Here is a 21729-nt window from a genome sequence, read left to right as displayed (position 1 = left end):
CATGCGCACTGCTGACCCGATCCTGACCGGGGACCGCGATCGGCGGTCGCGTCCGGCGGTCGCCGACGGCTCGTCCGGGACCCCCGCCGCCGCCCCGCAGGTGGTCATCCTGGCCGCGGGCATGGGCACCCGGCTGGGCCGCAAGCTGCCCAAGCCGCTCACTCCGCTGATGGACGGCCGGAGCATCATGCAGCAGCAGCTGGACGGGATCCGGGCCGTCTTCGGGGCCGCGGCCCCCGTGACCGCGGTGGTGGGTTACCGCGCCAAGGCCGTCATGCGGGCACAGCCGGACCTGCTGTTCGCGTTCAACCCCGACTTCGCCGTCACCAACACCTCGCAGAGCCTGCTCAAGGCGCTGCGGTCCTCCCAGGCCGGCGGGGTGCTCTGGATGAACGGCGACGTGGTCTACGACCCCGCGGTGCTCGACCACGCCGCCCCGCTCATCCGGGCCGACGAGAGCTTCGTCTGCGTCGACACCTCGACGGTCGCCGACGAGGAGGTCAAGTACACCCTGGACGGCGACGGCTTCATCGCCGAGCTGTCCAAGACCGTCGACGGCGGGCTCGGCGAGGCGGTCGGCATCAACTACGTCTCCGGGGCCGACAAGCCCGCGCTGATCGAGCACCTTGCCGCCTGCGAGGCGAACGACTACTTCGAGCGCGGCATGGAGCTGGCGATCCAGCGCGCCGGCGTCCGCTTCCTGCCGTTGGACATCTCCCGGTTCTCCGCCGTGGAGGTCGACTTCGACGACGACCTCCAGCGGGCGAACACCTGGCTGGGCTCGCGCGCCGTGCTGGAGCCGCTGGCCTCCGAGCTCCGCTGAGGCGACGGCGCCCCGCCCCACCACCGGCGGGCGGGGCGCCGCGCTGCTCAGCCCAGCTGCGGGACCACCTCGGCGGCGACCAGGTCCAGGTGGTCGAGGTCGGCGAGGTCGAGCACCTGCAGGTACACGCGGGTGGCGCCGGCCTCGGCGTAGCGGCCCAGGGTGTCGACCGCCTCCGCCGGGGTGCCGGCGACCCCGTGCGCGCGCAGCTCGTCGGGGTCCCGGCCGATCGCCGCAGCGCGCCGGGTGACCTCGGCGTCGTCCCTGCCGACGCAGACGACCAGCGCCGAGCTGTAGACCAGCTCGCCGGGGTCGCGACCGATCTCGGCGCAGGCGCCGCGGACGCCGTCGAAGAGCCGGGCGTTGTCCTCGGCCGGCTGGAAGGGCACGTTGAACTCGTGCGCGTGGCGGGCAGCCAGCCGCGGCGTGCGGCGCTTGCCCCCGCCGCCGACCAGGATCGGGATCCCGCCGGACTGCACCGGCTTGGGCAGCGCCGGGGACCCGGAGAGCTGGTAGTGCTTCCCGGCGAAGTCGAAGGTCTCCCCCACCGGGGTGCTCCACAACCCGGTGATGACGGCCAGTTGCTCCTCGTACCGGTCGAAGCGCTCCCCCAGCTCGGGGAACGGGATGCCGTAGGCGCTGTGCTCCTCGGCGAACCAGCCCGAGCCGATCCCCAGCTCCACCCGGCCACCGCTCATCTGGTCGACCTGCGCCACCGAGATGGCCAGCGGGCCCGGCAGCCGGAACGTCGCCGCCGTCATCAGCGTGCCCAGCCGGATCCGGCTGGTCTCCCGGGCCAGCCCGGCGAGGGTGATCCAGGCGTCGGTCGGCCCGGGCAGGCCGTCCCCGCCCATCGTCAGGTAGTGGTCGGAACGGAAGAAGGCGTCGAAGCCGGTCTCCTCGGTGCGCCGGGCCACCGCGAGCAGATCGTCGTAGGTGGCGCCCATCTGGGGTTCGGTGAAGATCCGTAGCTGCACGCGCCGAACCTAGCCAGCGTGGCCGACGGCTGCCGTCCGGGCAGTCCCGGCGCCGACTCGGGGTGTGCCCGCGGGCGATGGCGGGCAGGATGATCGAGACGCGATCTACTCGGAGGTGCTGGAGTGTTCCGCAAGAAGAGCTCGACAGAGGTCATCGGGACCGAGTTGCAGGAAGGGCTCGCCCACATCGGCGCCGCGGTCACCGAGGCCCGTCGGGCCGCGGCGGAGCAGCTCGGTCCGCAGGTGGCCGCGGCGACCAAGGCAGCGCAGAAGTCGTACGCCGCCGACCTGGCCCCGCGGGTGGAGGCCGCGGCCGCCGCTCTGGCCCCGCAGCTCGATGCCGCCCGTGAGGTGCTGGTCCCGCGGCTGGAGGCAGCGCAGAAGTCGTACGAGAAGGACCTCGTCCCGCGTCTGGACGCCGCCACCCGCGCCGCCCGGGCCAACCTGGAGATGGCGGTCGCCGCCGCCGTCCCCCGGATCGAAGCCGCTCGTGGGGCAGCCGGGCCGGCCTGGGAGAACGCCGCCCGGGCCGCTCGCGCCAACGTCGAGGCCGCCGGCCCGCGGGTGACCGCGGCCCGCGAGGCGGCCGGACCGGCGTTCGACACGGCCCGGTTGAACCTGCTGTCCAGCGTCGAGGCGACCCGGGCCCAGCTGGAGGCGCGGACCGCGGAGCTGGCCGCCCGCAGCGCGGAGCTCGCCGCAGCCGCGGGTGCCCTCGGCGCCGCGGCCGGCAAGCAGACCGAGAAGGCCCGCAAGGAGGCGGCGGCCGCGGCCGAGGCCGCCCGCGACCAGGCCGCAGCCCGGCTCGCCGTGGCCCTGACCGCCGCGGAGAGCAGCCGGCAGGCCGCCGGGAAGAAGGCCGAGCAGCTGGGCAAGCGGGCGGACAAGCTGTCGAAGAAGGCGGCCAAGCGCCGCGGCGAGCTGGAGAAGGCCGCCGGCAAGCGCCGCGGCGAGCTGGAGAAGGCCGCGGGCAGGGCACGCAAGGACGCCGGCAAGCGCACCGCGCGGACGGTCACCTCGGTCAAGCGCCGCGTCGGGATCGAGCCCGAGCCGCGGCGCTGGCCGTGGGTGCTCGCGGTGCTGGCGGTCGTCGCGGGTGTGGTCGTGGTCCTGCGCGGGAAGAAGAGCGAGGACCAGTGGAACCCGGCGCCCACCGGCGACGGTCCCGTGCCCAGCTACCGAGAGGACCCCGTGTCCACTTCCTCCACCACCCCGGCCGGCGGCACCGAGAGCGCCGAGTCGCAGGGCAAGACCGTCTCCTCCGCCGAGACGGCGCCGTCGGACTCCGCGCCCACCGACACCAACATCGGTGCGCTGGAGGCCCAGCCGGCCTCCGGTCCGGGCGAGCCGAGCAACCAGTCGGCCCCGGAGCCCGCGACGAGCACCAGCAACGACCCCGATCTGCCGGTCGCCACCTCGGGGCCGGCCTCCTCGGACGCCGAGGACACCGGCGGCCCCGAGGGCACGCCCGGCAACACCCGCGGCTGACCCCAGCAGCACCCCGGAGGGGGCCCGGCGCACCTGCGCCGGGCCCCCTCCCGCGTCTGGCGGGGACGTCGGCAGCCGGGAGTACCGTGATGACCATGAGCCTGGGCATGGACGAGGCGACCACGAACACCCCGGGCAGCGCTCCCGGGATCGAGCCGGCGGGGCGCAAGCTGCTGCGCCTGGAGGTCCGCAACAGCCAGACCCCCATCGAGCGCAAGCCCGAGTGGATCAAGACGCGGCTCAAGACCGGCCCGGAGTACACCGAGCTGAAGTCGCTGGTGCGCCGCGAGGGCCTGCACACGGTGTGCGAGGAGGCCGGCTGCCCCAACATCTACGAGTGCTGGGAGGACCGCGAGGCCACCTTCCTCATCGGCGGCGACCAGTGCACCCGCCGTTGCGACTTCTGCCAGATCGACACCGGCAAGCCCGCCGACTTCGACCGTGACGAGCCACGCCGGGTCGCCGAGAGCGTGGCCACCATGGGCCTGCGCTACGCCACGATCACCGGCGTCGCCCGCGACGACCTGCCCGACGGCGGCGCCTGGCTGTACGCCGAGACGGTGCGCCAGATCCACGAGCAGATCCCCGGTTGCGGGGTGGAGCTGCTCATCCCCGACTTCAACGCCGAGCCCGACCAGCTGGCCGAGGTGTTCTCCTCCCGGCCGGAGGTGCTGGCGCACAACGTGGAGACGGTGCCGCGGATCTTCAAGCGGATCCGCCCGGGCTTCCGCTTCGAGCGCTCCCTGTCGGTGATCACCGCCGCCCGCGAGGCCGGCCTGGTCACCAAGTCCAACCTGATCCTGGGCATGGGCGAGGAGCCGCACGAGGTGGTGGAGACCATGCAGGCGCTCCACGACGCCGGCTGCGACCTGCTCACCATCACCCAGTACCTGCGCCCGAGCGTCCGGCACCACCCGGTGGTCCGCTGGGTCAAGCCCGAGGAGTTCGTCGGCTTCGCCGCCCAGGCCGAGGAGATCGGCTTCCCCGGCGTGCTGGCGGGGCCGCTGGTGCGCAGCTCCTACCGGGCCGGGCGGCTCTACCAGCAGGCCGCGGAGGCGCGGGGCCTCGCCGTCCGGGCCTGAGCGTGGCCCTCGGCCCGCTGCCGGGGCCCGCCGTGGGCGTGCGAGTGGCGGGGGGCAGCGGGTCCTCCGACTATCCTCGAGGCATGGCACGCAGCAGGTCCACCGACCCCTCCGCCCCCGCCGGCAAGGCCGGCCGGGGCCCGGCCGGCGGCGCGCCCGGACGCACCGGCACCGGCGCCACCGCCGCGAGCACGGCGAAGACGGGCAAGCCGGGCAAGCTGGGCAAGGACGGCAAGCCCAAGGTCAAGCGGCTGACCAAGCTGAAGAACCAGGCCGGGATGATCCGCCAGGCCTACACGCTGACCTACCGCAACGACCCCAAGCTGCCCTGGATCATGCTCATCGCCTTCGTGGTGGTGGTCGCCGCGGTGGAGCTGTTCGGGCTGCTCGCCTTCAGCTCGCCGTTCCTGTTCCTGCCCATCGCGATCCTGCTCGGGCTGCTGGCCGCCCTCATCGTGTTCGGCCGGCGGGCCCAGGGCTCGGCCTACCGGCAGGTCGAGGGCCAGCCCGGTGCGGCGTCCTGGGTGCTCGAGGGCATGCGTGGTGACTGGCGGGTCTCCTCCGGCGTCGCCGGCACCCGGGAGCTCGACGCCCTGCACCGGGTGCTCGGCCGGCCCGGGATCGTCCTGGTCGGCGAAGGCAGCCCGCAGCGCGTCCGCGGCCTGATCGCGCAGGAGAAGCGCCGGATCGCCAAGGTCGTCGGCGACACCCCGATCTACGACGTGGTGGTCGGCGACGGCGAGGGTGAGGTGCCGCTGAAGAAGCTCAGCTCGCACGTCATGAAGCTGCCCCGCAACCTCTCCGGCGCCGAGGTCAACGCGCTGTCCAAGCGGATGAGCGCGCTGGGCGGCGCCCGGATGCCGGTCCCCGGCGGCCCGCTGCCCGGCGGCCGGCAGATGTCGATCAGCCAGCGGCAGGTCCGCCGCCGCTGAGCCCGGCACCCGACGACGAACGCCCCCGGCCCTGCGGCCGGGGGCGTTCGTCGTCGGTCGGTCCGTCCAGGGGCACCGCCCCGAGCTGCGAGGGGGCGGGGAGGACGGGCCCTCGCTCAGGCCCGGTCCCGGATCACCGCGGTGTCGGTGAGCCGGTCGTGCATCCCGCGGCCGTCGGCGTCGACCACGAGCGCCGGGATCAGCAGCACCAGCAGTGCGGTGCGGACGACGGCCCGCCACAGCGCCACCCGCCCGCCGGGGTGCGGGTGCGCCAGGCGCAGGCCCATCACCCGCATGCCGGGGGTCTGCCCGGCGAGCGCCAGGGAGAGCACGGTGAGGACACCGAAGCTGAGCAGGCTCCAGAGCCGCGGCGCCTCCGGGGCGGTGAACAGCCCGGCGATCAGGGCTGCCGCCACCGCATCGATCAGGTACTGCGCGACCCGCTGCCCGAAGCCCGCCAGCGAGCCCTGGCCGGTGGCCGGCAGCCCCAGTGCGGCACCCCGGGTGCGCCCCTGAGAGGGTGAGACGTCGTCACTGGCCACGTCCGCCAGCCTAGGACGTGGCCCGTGAGCGCCTCGGCGGGCGGCGTCCGGTGTGGGGCGCGACACGCCGGAGGCGCTGTTACGCCCCGGAAACACGAGAGACACCCCAGGGCAATCGCGCGCTCGTAGCTTGCGTGTCGGCTGTCCGTCCACTCCCGGAGGATCGATGTTCACCAGTCCCGACGAGGTCACCGCTTACATCCGCGACAACGACGTGAAGTTCGTCGACGTCCGGTTCTGCGACCTCCCCGGCGTCATGCAGCACTTCACCATCCCGGCGGAGACCTTCGGGCCCGACACCTTCGCCGACGGCCTGGGCTTCGACGGCTCGTCCATCCGCGGGTTCCAGGCGATCAACGAGTCCGACATGCTGCTGCTGCCCGACGCGAGCAGCGCCTACGTCGACCCGTTCCGCATCCACAAGACGCTGAACATCAACTTCTTCATCCACGACCCGATCACGCGCGAGGCCTACAGCCGCGACCCGCGCAACGTGGCGAAGAAGGCCGAGGCCTACCTGGCGGCCAGCGGCATCGCCGACACCGCCTACTTCGGCCCCGAGGCCGAGTTCTACGTCTTCGACTCGGTGCGGCACAACACCTCGATCAACGAGGGCTACTACCACATCGACGCGGTCGAGGGCTCCTGGAACACCGGGTCGCTCACCGGTGAGAACGGCGGCCCGAACCTGGGCTACAAGACCCGGCCCAAGGGCGGGTACTTCCCGGTCGAGCCGTACGACCACCAGAGCGACCTGCGGGCCACGATGATGGTCAACCTCGCCAACGCCGGGCTCGAGCTCGAGCGCGGCCACCACGAGGTCGGCACCGGCGGTCAGGCGGAGATCAACTACAAGTTCGACACCCTGCTGCGCTCGGCCGACAGCCTGATGCTCTTCAAGTACATCGTGAAGAACACCGCGTGGGCGCACGGCAAGAGCGCCACCTTCATGCCGAAGCCGCTGTTCGGTGACAACGGCTCGGGCATGCACTGCCACCAGAGCCTCTGGAAGGACGGCGAGCCGCTCTTCCACGCCGAGACCGGCTACGCGGGGCTGTCGGACATGGCCCGGCACTACATCGGCGGCCTGCTCGCGCACGCGCCGTCGCTGCTGGCCTTCACCAACCCGACGGTGAACAGCTACCACCGCCTGGTGCCCGGCTACGAGGCGCCGATCAACCTGGTCTACTCGGCCCGCAACCGGTCGGCGTGCACGCGCATCCCGATCTCCGGCGACAGCCCGAAGGCCAAGCGCATCGAGTTCCGGGTGCCCGACCCGTCGGCCAACCCGTACCTCGCCTTCTCGGCGATGCTGATGGCCGGCCTGGACGGCGTGAAGAACAAGATCGAGCCGCCGGCGCCGATCGACAAGGACCTCTACGAGCTGCCGCCCGAGGAGGCCCTCGGCATCGAGAAGGTGCCGGCGTCGCTGGACGCGGTGCTCGACCGGCTCGAGGTCGACCACGACTACCTGCTCGACGGTGGCGTGTTCACCTCCGACCTGATCGAGACCTGGATCGAGTACAAGCGGGAGAACGAGATCGACCCGATCCGTCTCCGCCCGCACCCGCACGAGTTCGCGATGTACTACGACATCTGATCCACCGGATCACCGCAGCGGCCCCCGACCTCGATGAGGTCGGGGGCCGCTGTTCGTCCGCCGCTCCCCGCCGGGCCGGCGCGGAGCCAGTCCCGCCGGTCAGCCCGTGGAGCCGGCCGTGATGTCCAGGGTGTGCACCATGTGGTCGAGGACCCGGACGTTGCGGTCGTAGTCGAACTCGGGCAGCCCCACGGTGTTCACCACGAGCGTGGCCGGGCCACCCTGCACGTCGGCACCGAGGTCGATCGCGTAGGTGGTGGTCCGGGTGCCCTCCGGCCACAGCCCCTCGCCGGTCGCGGTGCGCTGGATCCGCACGCCCTGCCGCCCGTCGACGATGGTGGCGCTGCGGCTCTCCTCGGCGCCCTCCTGCGGCGCGCTGACCTGGGAGTAGGGCACCGGCTCCACCGAGGCGGCGATCGGCGCGGTGCGCTCGTCGGTCCCCGAGGTCAGCGTGAACGGCTGCGGTGCGAACCGCGAGCAGGGCGGCAGCACGTCACCGGTGTTGGTCGACCACGACCCCGGGTAGCTGAGGGCGAAGCCGTCGGGGTGCTCGCACCGGCTGCCGAGGTCGACCGGCGGCCGCCCCTCCTGCGCCAGCACGTCGACGACGATCCGCTGGGGCGAGGAGAGCCGGGACACCGCGAACGGCCGTTCCGCGTCGAGCCCGGCGAAGAAGGTGTGGTGCCCCTCGTAGACGGTGTCCTCCACCAGGGCCTGCAGGGTGGAGGCCCCGGGCAGCTGCTGCCGGTCGGGACCGCCCCAGGGCTGCACGCCCTCCGGGGCGTCGCCGGGCAGCGCGATGTTGGTCAGGGTCACGCCCAGGACGGCGTCGCCCGGCACGTCGATGGGTGCACCGGAGCCCTGGGCCCGCGGGTCGTCGGTGTACCCGATCCGCCAGCCGGCCTCGCCCTCGCCGGCGACCTCGAAGACCATCCGGTCGAAACCGGGGTGGGCACCCAGCCGGACGTCGGTGACGGCGACCTGCGGCCCTTCGCCCGCGACGACGGAGTCGGCGGTGTCCCCGGCCCCGACCGGCTCCAGCACGTCGTGGTAGAGGTCCACGACCAACCGGGTGGGCTCCTCGAGCACCGCCACGCCGAAGGGCACGCGCTCCTGCAGCCCGATCGTCCAGGCCAGCTGACCCTCGAAGTCACCCGTCTGGACGACCTCGGTGACGACACCGCCCCCACCGGCGGGGGCCACCCGGTCGGGTCCGGGGTACGTCTCCCGCGGCTCGGCGCCGGACAGGTCCACGCCGCTGGCCGGCGTGGCCCGCACCTCGAGGAAGGCCGCCCCGGGCACCGGGATCTCGGCCCCGGAGCCGTCCGCGGTGATCGGAGGTTCGACGTAGGACACCCGGTACCCGGGCGCTGCGCCGCCGGCGAACTCCAGGACCACGCGGTCGAAGCCGTCGTGTCGGGCGGAGCGCACGTCCGTCAGGTGGGCCGTCGGCCCGGTCACGGCAGGGAAGTCGCCTGCCTGCACCGGTCCGGTGCCCGGCACGCCGACGGGTTCGGGCGCGGTCGCCGGCACCAGGGGCCCGGCGAGGGGCGCCGGGGCGGGCGGTCCGGCCGCTGGCGCGGCCCCACCGACGAGCCCGCCGGCTGCCACGAGCAGGGACGATGAGAGTGCGAGGAAGGTGTTCACGAGGCAGACCCCTAAGCGGTCGCGGTTGTGTCTTCCTGGTCCTGTGACCCTTGCCACCACACGGGGACCCAAACATCCGTGGCCGGGTTCGCGGGCGGTGCCGAGCGACAGAAATCCAGCGGGGCACGATCGAGTTGTCCCCCGGCTCAACTGCGGCCACCGCCTGCCGATGTCGTGGACGAACTGCGCCGACCACTGCCGGAGGCCGGGCGGTTCAGCACGCCGGCACGAACCCCGTGGGCCGGCTCGGCCGATGGAGGACCCGATGAGGCGACGGACCCGCACCCCGGAGCGCGCTCCGCTCTCCCCGGCGGCGATGCCCCGGGACGTCGAGGCGGTCGAGCGGGTCATCACCGTGCTGGACCAGGGTGTCAGCGACACCGTCGACGCCCACAACAAGATCACGGCCACCCTCGTCGACGAGCTGGGGCTCGCCTACGGGGCCAGTTGGCTCCCCGGGTCGGACGGCGCCTTCCGGCTGGTCGGTCAGCACGGCGACATGTCCGCGGCGATCACGGCGAGCCAGGCCGCCGGGGTGGAACGGATCACCTCCGCCGACGGCTACGGCGGCCACGCGATCCGCACGAAGTCCGCCGTCATGGTCGACGAGGACAGCGACCCGGCGGCCTGCCTCCGCTGGGCCGGTGCCCGTTCCGCCGGCGCGACCCACGGCTGCGTGCTGCCGACGGTGGAGAAGGGCGTCGTCGTGGCCCTGAACGAGTACTACGGTCACGCTGAGCTGCCGTTCAGCGGGGGCCGCCAGAGCAAGTGGGACTCCCTCGGTCGCCTGCTGTCGCACGCCCGCCGGGCCGCGCTGGCCAGGAACGAGTTGCAGGAGACCCTCGACGACCGGGTCGCGGTGACCACCGTCGTCACCGAGCTGGGCGCGGCCAGCGACCAGGCGTCGGCGCTGCGGATCGCGCTGGACACCGTCCGGGAGGCGTTCGGCTGGGTGTACGGCTCCTACTGGGCACTGGACGAGAGCGCCGGGGTGCTGCGGTTCCAGCAGGAGTCCGGCTCCGCCGGTGAGGAGTTCCGGAAGGTCACCCTGGCGGCCAGCTTCGCCGAGGGCGTGGGCCTGTCCGGGCGCGCCTGGCGGGCCCGCGACCTGTTCTTCGTCAGCGACATCGGCGAGATGACCGACTGCGTGCGGGCCCCGGCGGCCCAACGCGCCGGCGTGAAGTCCGGCGTCTGCTTCCCGCTGCTGGTCGGCGGCCGGGTCATCGGCACGATGGACTTCTTCGTCCTGCAGACCATCGAGCTGTCGGAGTCGCGCCGCTCCGCGCTGCGCAACGTGCAGCAGTTGGTGTCCCAGCGGCTGGACGTGCTGCGGCGCTCCGAGGAGTCCGCCGCCAACGCCCGCGAGCTGCTGGACACCGTCTCCCGGCTGCGCGAGGCCGCCGGCGACGCCGGGCGGGTCGCCGAGAGCGCGGTCAGCCAGGCCTCCACGATGACCGGCGAGGTCGTCTCCCTGGACGAGGCGTCGGCCGCGGTCGGCGAGGTCATCCGGATCATCTCCGGCATCGCCGACCAGACCAACCTGCTGGCGCTCAACGCCACCATCGAGGCGGCCCGCGCGGGCGAGCTCGGCAAGGGCTTCGCCGTCGTCGCCAGCGAGGTCAAGGACCTCGCCCGGGAGACCGCGAACGCCACGCAGAAGGTCGCCGACCAGATCGCCGGGATCCAGGCCAGCAGCAAGGCGGTCGCCGACGGCATCCACGCCACCAGCGAGATCATCGGCCAGCTCGACGTGGTGCAGGCCCGGATCAACGACGTGCTGGAGGAGCAGGCGAGGATGGCGACCGCCTTCGACGCGCACGCCTGACCGCGGCGACGGGCCTTGGAGGGACGGGGCCCGGATGCAGGTCACGTTCGGGACGTCGCCGTCCGGGGCATGACCGCTGCCATGCGCCTTCCCAAGCCACGGGGCCCACTGAGCGCCGCGCTGTGCGCGGACCTGACCGGGAACTCCCTGCACCCGGCCACCGTCGCCACGGCCGAGGCCCTGGTCGCGGCCACCCCCGACCCGCTCACCGACGAGGACCTGCAGCTCGGGCTGGCGATCTGCTACGAGCTGCACTACCAGGGCTTCGACGACGTCGACGACGTCTGGGAGTGGGACCCGGAGCTGCTGCGCCTGCGCGCGCTGCTGGAGCAGGCGCACCTGCGCGCCCTCCAGGAGCTCGTCCCCGCCGTCGACCTCCCCGCGGACACGGTCGACCGGCAGCTCACCGCGGTCATCGAGGCCGACGACGGCCCCTCGCTGTCCCGCTACCTGGCCAAGCAGGGCACCGTCGACCAGTGGCGCGAGTACCTGACCGTGCGGTCGGTCTACCACCTCAAGGAGGGCGACCCGCACACCTGGGCCATCCCCCGCATCTCCGGGCGGAGCAAGGCCGCCATGGTCGAGATCCAGGCCGACGAGTACGGCGGCGGAGCCCCGGAGCGCATGCACAGCCGGTTGTTCGCCGGGATGATGCGTGACCTCGGCCTGGACGACGGCTACGGCGCGCTGTGGGACGACGCCCCCGCGGTCGCCTTCACCTCGGTGAACACCATGTCGCTGTTCGGCCTGCACCGCCGCTGGCGCGGCGCCTGCCTCGGCCACCTGGCCGCGGTGGAGATGACCTCCTCCGAGCCGAGCCGGCGCTACTCCGCCGGGCTGCGCCGGCTGGGGTTCGGCCCGGAGACCAGCGTCTTCTACGACGAGCACGTCGAGGCCGACGCGGTGCACGAGCAGATCGCCGCCGTCGACATGTGCGGCTCGCTGGTGGCCGAGCAGCCGGCGCTGGCCGCCGACGTGCTGTTCGGCGCGCAGTGCTCGCTCGCCCTCGACGGGCTCACCGCCATCCACCTGCTGGCCGCCTGGGAGTCCGGGCGGTCGGGCCTGCGGGACGAGGAGCCCCTGGCCGCCTAGCAGCGACCGGCTGCGGCCCCGTCCCGGGGGACGGGGCCCGCGCTCACCGGAGGCCGAAGACCGACAGCGTGCCGTCGTCCTCGTCGCTGGTGACGAACAGCCCGCGGGACTCGATGGCCAGCAGCCCCTCGGGGGCGTCGCCGGTGGGCAGCACCTGGAGCAGCGCCGGGCCGACGCCGCCGCCGACCCCCCTGCGGCCGATGTCGTAGACCAGCACGGCGTCGCCGCGTTCGGCACCGATGAAGGCGTAGTCGGTGCCGCGCATCCGGGCCACCTCGGCCCCCTCGAACTCCCCGCCCTTGTCGTCGCTGCGCCCGTCGGGGTAGCGACCGGCGTCGGCCAGCGCGCGCTCGGCCGAGCCGCCGCTGGACCAGCGCACCGTGCCGTCGGAACCGAAGACCGTCCAGCCGCGGCCGCCGGCGGGCTCGGCGGCCAGGTCGCCCTCGTCGGCGGTGACCAGCTCGCCGCGCAGCGTCCACTGGACGGCGTCCGGCTCGCGCGGTGCGTCGAGCGGGTCGTCGAAGGCGACGGTGTCGTCGTCGGCGGTGTCGGCGTCCGTGCGGGTGACCGTGCCGGCCGAGAACGAGTGCACGACCCGACGGCGGGCCAGGTCGACCAGTGCGATCGCGTTGTTCTCCTGCAGCGTCACCGCGGCGATGTCCCGCCCGTCGACGTCGACGAACTCCGGCTCGGGGTCGGCGGGGAAGGCCGCGCCCGGCAGCCCGGTGAGCTCCACCCGGCCGGCGGTCCACGCCGACACCGGCCCGCGCAGGTCGACCACGGAGAGGAAGCCGGCCGGCAGCTGCGGCAGGCCGCCCTGGACGCCGTCGACGACGAGGTCCTCGTCGCGCTGGTTCTCGATGGCGATCGCCGCGAACACCCCGCTGGGGCCGACGTCGATCGAGTCCGGCTGGCCGCCCAGGTCGATGGTGCGCACCACGGCCCGCCGCGGCAGGTCGACGACCGCCAGGTGCCCCGAGGGCTGCGTCAGGTCGGTGGTGGTGTCGACGGCGACGAGGGCGTACCGCGCGTTGGACAGGACCGTGGCCGAGGTCGGCGAGCCGCCCACGTCGATCGCGCCCAGCTGGCGGGGTGCGGTCGGCCGGCTCAGGTCGACCAGGCCGACCTGGCCCAGCTCGGAGTCGGTGTAGACCACGGTCCGGCCGTCGGGGGTGGCCGAGATGATCTCGGCCACCTCACCGGCGACCGGGAAGGTGGCCAGCGCCGAGAAGGTCGGCGGGGTGGCCGCCGACGCCGGGCCGGCGGTGAGGACGGCGGTCAGCACGGCGACCGTGACGGCGGCGGGAACGGGGCGGAGCGGACGACGGAGCACAGGCCACCTTCTGCGGTCGGGGCGGGATCGCGCCCACCCTGACCGGGGCCGGCCAGCGTCCGGTGGCCGGCCGGTGAACGTGCGGTGGCCCCGCCCCGTCCAGCCGGATCAGCTGGGGCTGTCGCGGGCGTCGGCGACGATCCGCGCGGCCGGCCGGGGCCGGGCGGGCGCGCTGGCGGCGTGGAAGCCGGACCGCTTGTGCGTGCCGTCGCAGAACGGCTTGATGCCGGACTTCCCGCACCGGCACAGCGCCACGGTCTTCCGGCCGGGTTCGATCTCGTTGCCGTCGGTGTCGACCAGCCGGAAGTCGCCGCGCACCACCAGCGGGCCGTCGCGGTAGGGCGTGATGGTCGCGGTCGGCTCGTCGGCCGGGGGCAGGTGGCGCACGGTCGCGTCGGAGACGTCGGCGGGGGCCGGGCTGTCGGCGTCGGGGGTCTCGGGGGGCACCGGGGTCTGGTTCCCGGGCGCCGTCCCGCTCAACCCCGCTCCGCCGGGCGGGCGGCGGCGACCGCGTCGGCCGTCGCCCCGGCGCCGTCGGCGCGCAGGCCGGCCACCACCCCGTCGACGTCGGCGGCCGACCGGTTCTGCGACAGCTTCCACTTCGCCTCGATCCGGGCGATGCGCACCTCGACCCCGACGATCGCGCGCAGCTGGCCGGCGACGAACCGCGCCGGGGCGTCGTCCACCGCCCAGGGCTCGGCGCGGTCGCCCTCGTGGGCGTCGGTCAGCGCCGCCACGTGCTCGGCGAGCCAGGCCGGGTCCTCGTGCACCACCAGCTCGCCGTGCACGTGGGCGACGATGTAGTCCCAGGTGGGCACCACGCGGCCGTGCTCGGCCTTGGTGGCGCACCAGGACGGCGAGACGTAGGCGTCCGGGCCGCGGACGATGACCAGCACCTCCCCCACAATGTCCCGCCACTGGGGGTTGTTCCGCGCGAGGTGGCCGCGCAGCGTGCCGCTCGCCGGGTCGTGGACCATCGGCAGGGTGGTGGCGGTCAGCCCGGCCGGGGTGGCGCTGACCAGGTCGACGGCGCCGGGGGCGGCCAGCAGCCGGGCGACGGCGTCCTCGGGCGGGGCGAAGGAGGCGGGCACGTACACGGCGCTCAGGCCTCGTCGGTGCGGCCGTAGAAGACGGCCTCGACGACGGTGCGTGCGTGCCGGGTGACCCGCCGGTAGTCGTCGAGGAACTCGCCGGGGTCGACGTCGGCGCCGTAGCCGCAGGCGCGCGCCACCCCGTTGAGCTCCAGCCCCTGCCGGGGCAGCTGGTCCCCCGGGCGCCCGCGCACCAGGAAGACCGCGTTGCGGGCCCGGCTGGCCAGCTCCCAGGCCGCCTGCAGGGCGGTCCGCTGGTCGTCGGTGAGCAGCCCGGCGTCGGTGAGGGCACCCAGCGCCGCCACCGTGGAGGTCACCCGCAGCTGCGGGTGGGCCGCGGCGTGCTCCAGCTGCAGCAGCTGCACGGTCCACTCGACGTCGGCGAGGCCGCCGCGCCCCAGCTTGGTGTGGGTGGCCGGGTCCGCGCCGCGGGGCAGCCGTTCGCTGTCCACCCGCGCCTTGACCCGGCGGATCTCCGCGATCTGCTCGCCGGTGAGCCCGTCGGCCGGGTAGCGCAGCGGGTCGACCAGGCGGACGAACTCCCGCCCCAGCTCCTCGTCGCCGGCCACCGGGTCGGCGCGCAGCAGCGCCTGCACCTCCCAGGTGGAGACCCAGCGCTGGTAGTACTCGGCGAAGGCCGAGAGGCTGCGCGACAGGGCGCCCTGCCGGCCCTCCGGACGCAGGTCGGCGTCGACCTCGAACGCGGGGTCGGGCGCCGGCTCGCCGAGCAACCGGCGCAGGGTGTGCGCGACGCTGTTCGCCGCGGAGGTCGCCTTCGCCTGGTCGGCACCGGGCCGCACCCGGTGCACGAAGAGCACGTCGGCGTCCGAGCCGTAGCCCATCTCCGCCCCGCCCAGCCGGCCCATGCCGATCACCGCGAGGTCGACCGGCATCTCGGCCGGGGTGGTGCCGGTCTCGGCGGCCCAGCTGCGCACGGCGGCGTCCAGCCCGGCGCGCAGGGTGGCGACGGCGACGGCGTGCAGCGCCTGCCCGACCCGGGCGACGTCGAGCCGGCCGAGCAGGTCCGCGCAGGCGATCCGCAGCAGCTCCTGCCGGCGCAGCGCCCGCAGCACCTGCATGCCGGCGGTGGCGTCGCCGGCCCGGGACACCGCCTGCCGCCAGGCGGAGGTCAGCGCCTCGGTGCTGCGCGGTTCCAGCTGGGCGTCGTCGGCCAGGGTCCGCATCGCCTCCGGCGTGCGGCTGAGCAGCCCGGCGATGTACTGGCTGGAGCCCAGCAGCACGGCCAGCCGCTCGGCGGTCCGCCCCTCGTCGCGCAGCAGCCGGAGGAACCACTGGTCGTTGCCGAGCGCCTCGCTGACCCGGCGGTAGGCCAGCAGGCCGGCGTCGGGGTCGGCGCACGAGGCGAAGGTCTCCAGCAGCACCGGCAGCAGGTAGCGCTGCATGGAGGCCGACCGGCTCAGGCCACCGGTCAGCGCGCCCATGTGCCGCAGCGCGCCGTCCGGATCGGCGAACCCCAGTGCCCGCAGCCACTCCCCCGCGGCCTTGGGCCCCAGCTGCAGGTGCTCACCGGGGACCTTCGCCACCGAGGACAGCAGCGGCCGGTAGAAGAGCTTCTCGTGCAGCCGGCGCACCACCCGCGCGTGCAGGGCGAGCTCGGCGCGCAGCACCACCACCGAGTCACCGCGGTCGTCGGGCTTGTAGCCCAGCGAGCGGGCCAGCCAGCGCAGCTGGTCGTCGGCGACCGGGATGAGGTGGGTGCGCCGCAGCCGGAGCAGCTGCAGCCGGTGCTCGACGGTGCGCAGGAACCGGTAGGCCGACACCAGGGTCGAGGCGTCCTCCCGGCCGATGTAGCCGCTGGCACCCAGCACGGTCAGCGCCGGGATGGTGCCGCCCACCCGGAGGGTGACGTCGGCGCGGCCGTGCACCAGCTGCAGCAGCTGGACGCTGAACTCGACGTCGCGCAGCCCGCCACGCCCCAGCTTCAGCTCCCGGTCGGCCTGCGCCGCGGGGACGTGCTGCTCGACGCGGCGGCGCATCGCCTGGATCTCCGCGACGAACCCCGGCCGGTCACCGGCCTTCCACACCAGCGGCCACAGGGCGTCGACGTACTCCCGGCCCAGGGCCGGGTCGCCGGCGACCGGGCGCATCTTCAGCAGCGCCTGGAACTCCCAGGTGCTGGCCCACTTCTCGTAGTAGGCCCGGTGCCCGGCCAGGGTGCGCACCAGCACGCCGGCCTTGCCCTCGGGGCGCAGCGCCGCGTCGACCTCCCACGCCGCCTGCCCGCAGATCCGCATCAGGGCGCCGGCGACCCGGGTCGCGGTGCCCAGGGCGGCTGCCTCGTCGGCTCCCTCGGGCGCGTCGGGCAGCGCCTCGGCGACGAAGACGACGTCGACGTCGCTGACGTAGTTGAGCTCCCGCCCGCCGGTCTTGCCCAGCGCGATCACCGCCAGCCGGCAGGGCACCGACCCCGGCGGCTGCTCGGCCACGGCCAGCGCCAGCCCGGCGGTGAGCACCGCGGCCGCGATGTCGGCCAGCTCACCGGCGACCTCGTCGGCGGGCAGGCCGTCGGCGATGTCCCGGCCGGCCAGGGAGAGCACGGCGCGCAGGTAGGCGTGGCGCAGGTCGCGCACCCGGGAGGGGTCGGCGTCCGGCGCCGCTGCGCCCAGCCCGACGCCCCAGGGCGGGTCGTCGGGGTCGGCGCCGACGGCGAACAGCAGCTGCCGCTCCAGCTCCTGCGGGCTGGGGCGGACGCCCCAGCGGTCGCCGGTGTCCAGCACCACCCAGTCCGCGGGCTCGGCGGCGAGGTGGTCACCGAGCCCGGCGGAGGCGCCGAGCACCCCGAGCAGCCGGGTGCGGACGATCGCCGAGCCGCGCAGCCGGGCCAGCAGCGCGGCGGCGGCCTCGCCCTCGGGGTCGATCCCGTCCAGCGCGTCGACCAGCCGGCTGAGCGACCGCAGCGCCAGGTCGGGGTCGCCCGCGCGGGCCAGCGCGGAGACCACCGGGGCGGCCTCGGGGTCGGCGGGCTCGTTGCGGTCCAGGTCCCACAGACCGAGCGCCGGGTCCGAGAGCTGCCGGGCGGCCCGCTCGCCGTCCTCGAACCCCAGGCGGACCAGCCGGACGACGGCGCGCCGGGGGATCCCGTCCTCCGGCTGGACGGCGGTCACCGTCAGCCCCCCGCCGGCGCGGGACGGGTGCCGGCGTGCTGCTCGACCAGCGCGGCGAACCGGCCGGCGAACGGCGCCCACACCTCCGCGACGTCGGGCAGCACCGCGGCGGCCCGGGCGCAGACGGTCGCCGCGTCGATGCCGCTGCTGGCCACCCCGACCGGGTCGCTGCCGGCCCACCGGCGCAGCACCGCCTCGTCGGGCTCGACGTGGAACTGCAGCCCGTACACGTGCCGCCCGACCCGGTAGGCCTGGTGCGGGTACGCCGGGTTGCTCGCCAGCAGGGTCGCGCCGGCCGGCAGCCGGTCGATCTCGTCGTGGTGCCACTGCAGCACGTCCGGCGACAGCGGCAGCGGACCGAACAGCGGGTCGGCGTCGGCGGCGTCCCGCTTGGCCACCAGCGTGGCGCCGACCTCCGGCCCGTCGACGCCCCTCCGGGTGCTGCCGCCGCCGACCTGGGCGAGCAGCTGCGCGCCCAGGCAGATCGCCAGCGTCGGCACGTCGGCGGCGAGCGCCTGGGCCAGCAGGTGGCGGACCCCGACCAGCTCCGGGGACACCTCCTCGGGGTCGAGCGAGGACTGCGGGCCACCGAGCACCAGCAGCCCGTCGACGCCGGTCAGGTCACCGGGCAGCGGCTCCCCGCGGGACAGCCGCCGCTCGTCGAGCTCCAGCCCGGCGTCCCGGAGCCATTCCCCCAGCCGGGTCGGTGGGTCGGTGTCGGACGGGACGACGACGAGCAGGCGGGCCATGCCGAGAGGCTAGTTGCCCGCCCTCCCGGGGCAGAAATGGCCTTTTCTGCCCCGGTCAGAGGGCGTTACAGGCCCGGCAGGTAGCGCTGCAGCTCGAACGGCGTGACGTTCTGCCGGTAGGCGTTGAACTCCGCCCACTTGTTGCGCAGGAAGAAGTCGAACACGTGCTCCCCGAGGGTCTCGGCGACCAGCTCGCTGCCCTCCATCGCCGTCAGCGCCTCGCCGAGGGAGACCGGCAGGTCCTGGTAGCCCGCGGCCCGTCGCTCGGTGTCGGTCAGCGACCACACGTCGTCCTCGGCCTCGGGCGGGAGCTCGTAGCCCTTCTCGATGCCGCGCAGCCCGGCGGCGAGCAGCACCGCGAAGGTCAGGTACGGGTTGCAGGCGGAGTCCGGCGAGCGGACCTCGACCCGGGCCGAGTTGCCCTTGTTCGGCTTGTAGGCGGGCAGCCGGACCAGCGCCGAGCGGTTGGCCCGGCCCCAGGTGGCGGCGGTGGGCGCCTCGGTGCCGGCGAGCAACCGCCGGTAGGAGTTGACCGTCTGGTTGGTGACCGCGGTCATCTCCCGGGCGTGGGTCAGCAGCCCGGCGATGAACTGCTTGCCGGTGGTCGACAGCCGCATCGGGTCGGCGGAGTCGTGGAAGGCGTTGCGGTCGCCCTCGAACAGCGACACGTGGGTGTGCATCGCCGAGCCGGCCAGCTCGGTGAACGGCTTGGGCATGAACGTGGCGTGCACGCCCTGGGCCAGCGCCACCTCACGGACGACGTGCCGCAGCGTCATGATGTTGTCGGCCATCGACAGCGCGTCGGCGTACCGCAGGTCGATCTCCTGCTGGCCGGGGGCCACCTCGTGGTGGCTGAACTCCACCGAGATGCCCATCGCCTCCAGCGCGAAGACCGCCTCCCGGCGGAAGTCGTGCGCCACGTTGTGCGTGGACAGGTCGAAGTAACCGCCCACGTCCGCCGGCTCGGGCGGGCTGCCGTCGCTGGGCAGGTCCTTGAGCAGGAAGAACTCGATCTCGGGGTGGGTGTAGAAGGTGAACCCCATGTCCGCGGCCTTGGCCAGCGCGCGGCGCAGCACGTGCCGCGGGTCGGCCCAGGCCGGGGAGCCGTCGGGCAGCGTGATGTCGCAGAACATCCGCGCCGTCTCGCTGGCCTGCCCCCGGGAGCCGGGCATCACCTGGAAGGTGGCCGGGTCGGGCTTGGCGAGCATGTCGGACTCGTAGACCCGGGCGAAGCCCTCGATCGCCGAGCCGTCGAAGCCGATGCCCTCCGCGAACGCCGCCTCGATCTCGGCCGGGGCGACGGCGACGGCCTTGAGATAGCCGGAGACGTCGGTGAACCACAGCCGCACGAAGCGGATGTCGCGCTCCTCCAGGGTGCGCAGGACGAACTCCTGCTGGCGGTCCATGCTCGCCATGCTGGCCTCCGGTCGTGACGGTCGTGTTACGTGGCTCCCACCCTGCCCCCTGGGTGGGAGCCGTGCACGAGCGGGACCCGTGGTCGGAGTCAGGATCGGCGGTCCACGGCCCGGTCGGCACCGGGGGCCCGTGCACGGGCGTGGACGGCAGGACGAAGATCTCCCCGGGCGCCACCCGCCGGGGGTGCCGGAACCGTCTGCGCCACGCGGCCCCGCCGCCGGCGTCCGTGAAGGAGCCTCATGACCGAGTCGGTGCTCTACGGCGGCACCTCGACCGCCCGGGTGCGCGTGCACCACCTGCAGCAGGCCAAGGAGCGGGGCGAGAAGTGGGCGATGCTCACCGCCTACGACACCGTCAGCGCCGCGGTCTTCGAGGAGGCCGGCATCCCGGTGCTGCTCGTGGGCGACTCCGCCGGCAACGTCGTCCTCGGCCACACCAGCACGGTGCCGGTGACGGTCGAGGACCTGCTGCTGCTGACCAAGGCGGTCACCCGGTCCACGACGCGGTCGCTGATCGTCGCCGACCTGCCCTTCGGCAGCTACGAGGCCGGGCCGCAGCAGGCCTACGAGAGCGCCGTCCGGATGATGAAGGAGGGCGGCGCGCAGGCGGTCAAGCTCGAGGGCGGGGTCCGGGTGGCGCCGCAGATCCGGCTGCTGCACGAGGCCGGCATCCCGGTGATGGCGCACATCGGCTTCACCCCGCAGAGCGAGCACACCCTGGGGGGTTTCCGCGTGCAGGGGCGCGGCGCCGGGGCCGAGCAGCTGCTGGCCGACGCCCGGGCGGTGCAGGAGGCCGGGGCGTTCGCCGTCGTCCTGGAGATGGTCCCCGCCGCGATCGCCGGCCAGGTGACCGCGGAGCTCGCCATCCCCACCATCGGCATCGGCGCCGGCCCCGACTGCGACGCCCAGGTGCTGGTGTGGCCGGACATGGCCGGGCTCACCGGCGGCCGGGTGCCGCGGTTCGTGAAGAAGTACGCCGACCTGCGCGCCGAGCTGCTGCGGGCGGCCCGGGAGTACGCCGAGGAGGTCCGCGAGGGCGTCTTCCCCGGCCCCGAGCACTCCTTCGACTGACGTCCTCCGGACGTCACCGCGACCAGGAGCCGTCCCTGCTGCCGTCGAGCCGCTCGGTCCAGACCCGTCGGGGAGCCTCCGGCCCCCGCGACGGGTCCGGACAGCGGCCTACCGGCCGCAAACCCCTACTACACATCCGTGATGCGGATGCCGGCGTGCGCCTTGTAGCGGCGGTTGACCGACACCAGGTTGATCGTCAGCGCCTCGACCTGGCGGGCGTTGCGCAGCCGCCCGGCGTAGACCCCGCGCATGCCCGGCAGCCGCCCGGCCAGGGCCTGCACCACGTCGGTGGCCTCCCGGGTGTCGCCGACGACCATCACGTCGCCGTCGAGGGTGGGCCGGGAGAGGTCCTCCAGCAGCACCGCGGAGAGGTGGTGGAAGGCGCCGACGACGAAGCTGTCCGGCAGGAGCACGGCGGCCTGCTGGCACACGCTGCCCTCGGGGACGTCGAGCACGTAGGCGCCCAGCTCGTCCCAGCCCATCGGCACCACGCAGTCGACGACGACCTTCCCGGCCAGCGACGTCGCCAGCTCGGCCAGGGTGTCGGCGTGCCCGGCGTAGGGGACGGCGACGACGACGAGGTCGGCCGCACCGGCGACGTCGGTGTTCGACCCCCCGCGGACCCAGACCTCCCCGCCGCCGGCGGCCGCGCCGGCCCGGGTGACGACCTCGGCGGCGACCTGCTCGGCGCGCTCGACGTCCCGGGAGCCGAGCAGCACCCGCTGCCCCGCGGCGGCCAGCCGCACGGCCAGCCCACGGCCCTGCGGCCCGGTGCCCCCGAGCACCCCGACCACGAGGTCCTCCACCGCACGTCCGTCCGTCACGAGCCCTCCCGCCGCTCCGGGGGGGGGGGGGGGGGGGGGGGGGGGGGGGGGGGGGGGGGGGGCGGGGGGGGGGGGGGGGGGGGGGCGGCGGGGGGGGGGGGGGGGGGGGGGGG

Annotated in this window: 18 protein-coding genes; 8 read left to right on the top strand and 10 right to left on the bottom strand. The window is 74.5% G+C overall.

The genetic code is table 11. The features are described 5' to 3' along the window. Window position 1: 1 nt before the first annotated feature. Window positions 2–823, top strand: a complete 822-nt coding sequence (locus ACI79U_RS12960) for a phosphocholine cytidylyltransferase family protein (protein ID WP_457068760.1) — start codon at window positions 2–4, stop codon at window positions 821–823. A gap of 47 nt (window positions 824–870) precedes the next feature. Here the strand turns inward: ACI79U_RS12960 and ACI79U_RS12955 are convergent, their stop codons facing one another. Beyond that, the gene (locus ACI79U_RS12955) at window positions 871–1800 is read right to left on the bottom strand and encodes an LLM class F420-dependent oxidoreductase (protein WP_457068762.1); all 930 of its coding nucleotides are present in this window, start codon (window positions 1798–1800) and stop codon (window positions 871–873) included. Between the two features lie 123 nt (window positions 1801–1923). On the opposite strand from ACI79U_RS12955, the gene ACI79U_RS12950 reads away from it, so the two are divergent. The 3 genes from ACI79U_RS12950 to ACI79U_RS12940 all read left to right on the top strand — a co-directional run bounded on the left by ACI79U_RS12950 (window position 1924) and on the right by ACI79U_RS12940 (window position 5302). Beyond that, window positions 1924–3288, top strand: coding sequence for a hypothetical protein (locus ACI79U_RS12950; RefSeq protein WP_457068764.1), 1365 nt, complete (start codon window positions 1924–1926; stop codon window positions 3286–3288). Window positions 3289–3383: 95 nt separating this feature from the next. After that, window positions 3384–4370: a lipoyl synthase gene (gene lipA / locus ACI79U_RS12945; RefSeq protein ID WP_457068766.1), complete on the top strand. Its 987-nt coding sequence runs from the start codon at window positions 3384–3386 to the stop codon at window positions 4368–4370. Between the two features lie 83 nt (window positions 4371–4453). After that, window positions 4454–5302, top strand: a complete 849-nt coding sequence (locus ACI79U_RS12940; protein WP_457068768.1) for a DUF4191 domain-containing protein — start codon at window positions 4454–4456, stop codon at window positions 5300–5302. A gap of 116 nt (window positions 5303–5418) precedes the next feature. On the opposite strand, the gene ACI79U_RS12935 is transcribed toward ACI79U_RS12940, so the two are convergent. Then, window positions 5419–5844 carry an RDD family protein gene (locus tag ACI79U_RS12935; RefSeq protein ID WP_457068770.1) on the bottom strand — a complete coding sequence of 142 codons (426 nt, stop codon included), beginning with the start codon at window positions 5842–5844 and terminating at the stop codon, window positions 5419–5421. A gap of 166 nt (window positions 5845–6010) precedes the next feature. Here ACI79U_RS12935 and glnA point away from each other — a divergent pair, with 166 nt between their 5' ends. Beyond that, window positions 6011–7444, top strand: a complete 1434-nt coding sequence (gene glnA / locus ACI79U_RS12930) for a type I glutamate--ammonia ligase (RefSeq protein WP_457068772.1) — start codon at window positions 6011–6013, stop codon at window positions 7442–7444. A gap of 99 nt (window positions 7445–7543) precedes the next feature. On the opposite strand, the gene ACI79U_RS12925 is transcribed toward glnA, so the two are convergent. Continuing rightward, the gene (locus ACI79U_RS12925) at window positions 7544–8875 is read right to left on the bottom strand and encodes an AMIN-like domain-containing (lipo)protein (protein ID WP_457068774.1); all 1332 of its coding nucleotides are present in this window, start codon (window positions 8873–8875) and stop codon (window positions 7544–7546) included. A 481-nt stretch (window positions 8876–9356) separates the two neighbouring features. On the opposite strand from ACI79U_RS12925, the gene ACI79U_RS12920 reads away from it, so the two are divergent. Beyond that, complete coding sequence (locus tag ACI79U_RS12920; RefSeq protein WP_457068776.1) at window positions 9357–10916, top strand: methyl-accepting chemotaxis protein; 1560 nt, start codon at window positions 9357–9359, stop codon at window positions 10914–10916. Window positions 10917–10985: 69 nt separating this feature from the next. Continuing rightward, on the top strand, window positions 10986–12008 hold the full coding sequence (locus tag ACI79U_RS12915; RefSeq protein ID WP_457068778.1) for an iron-containing redox enzyme family protein: 1023 nt from the start codon (window positions 10986–10988) through the stop codon (window positions 12006–12008). Between the two features lie 43 nt (window positions 12009–12051). On the opposite strand, the gene ACI79U_RS12910 is transcribed toward ACI79U_RS12915, so the two are convergent. The 6 genes from ACI79U_RS12910 to ACI79U_RS12885 all read right to left on the bottom strand — a co-directional run bounded on the left by ACI79U_RS12910 (window position 12052) and on the right by ACI79U_RS12885 (window position 19712). Then, complete coding sequence (locus ACI79U_RS12910; protein ID WP_457068780.1) at window positions 12052–13341, bottom strand: hypothetical protein; 1290 nt, start codon at window positions 13339–13341, stop codon at window positions 12052–12054. A gap of 108 nt (window positions 13342–13449) precedes the next feature. Next, window positions 13450–13788, bottom strand: a complete 339-nt coding sequence (locus ACI79U_RS12905) for a CDGSH iron-sulfur domain-containing protein (protein WP_457068782.1) — start codon at window positions 13786–13788, stop codon at window positions 13450–13452. A gap of 29 nt (window positions 13789–13817) precedes the next feature. Continuing rightward, window positions 13818–14438, bottom strand: a complete 621-nt coding sequence (locus ACI79U_RS12900; protein WP_457068784.1) for an FMN-binding negative transcriptional regulator — start codon at window positions 14436–14438, stop codon at window positions 13818–13820. Between the two features lie 5 nt (window positions 14439–14443). Continuing rightward, on the bottom strand, window positions 14444–17557 hold the full coding sequence (locus tag ACI79U_RS12895; RefSeq protein WP_457068786.1) for a bifunctional [glutamine synthetase] adenylyltransferase/[glutamine synthetase]-adenylyl-L-tyrosine phosphorylase: 3114 nt from the start codon (window positions 17555–17557) through the stop codon (window positions 14444–14446). A gap of 2 nt (window positions 17558–17559) precedes the next feature. Beyond that, window positions 17560–18306 carry a type 1 glutamine amidotransferase gene (locus ACI79U_RS12890; protein WP_457068788.1) on the bottom strand — a complete coding sequence of 249 codons (747 nt, stop codon included), beginning with the start codon at window positions 18304–18306 and terminating at the stop codon, window positions 17560–17562. Between the two features lie 65 nt (window positions 18307–18371). Beyond that, window positions 18372–19712, bottom strand: a complete 1341-nt coding sequence (locus ACI79U_RS12885) for a glutamine synthetase family protein (protein ID WP_457068790.1) — start codon at window positions 19710–19712, stop codon at window positions 18372–18374. Between the two features lie 249 nt (window positions 19713–19961). Between ACI79U_RS12885 and panB the strand changes: the two genes are divergently transcribed. Then, window positions 19962–20792 carry a 3-methyl-2-oxobutanoate hydroxymethyltransferase gene (panB, locus tag ACI79U_RS12880; RefSeq protein ID WP_457068792.1) on the top strand — a complete coding sequence of 277 codons (831 nt, stop codon included), beginning with the start codon at window positions 19962–19964 and terminating at the stop codon, window positions 20790–20792. Window positions 20793–20920: 128 nt separating this feature from the next. On the opposite strand, the gene npdG is transcribed toward panB, so the two are convergent. Next, a complete protein-coding gene (npdG, locus tag ACI79U_RS12875) occupies window positions 20921–21616 on the bottom strand; it encodes an NADPH-dependent F420 reductase (protein WP_457068794.1) in 696 nt (231 codons plus the stop codon). Window positions 21617–21729 lie beyond the last annotated feature (113 nt).

The organism is Modestobacter sp. SYSU DS0904 (assembly GCF_054051115.1).
Note: the sequence above shows the minus strand (reverse complement) of the source record. Positions and strands in the feature narration are given on the sequence as shown.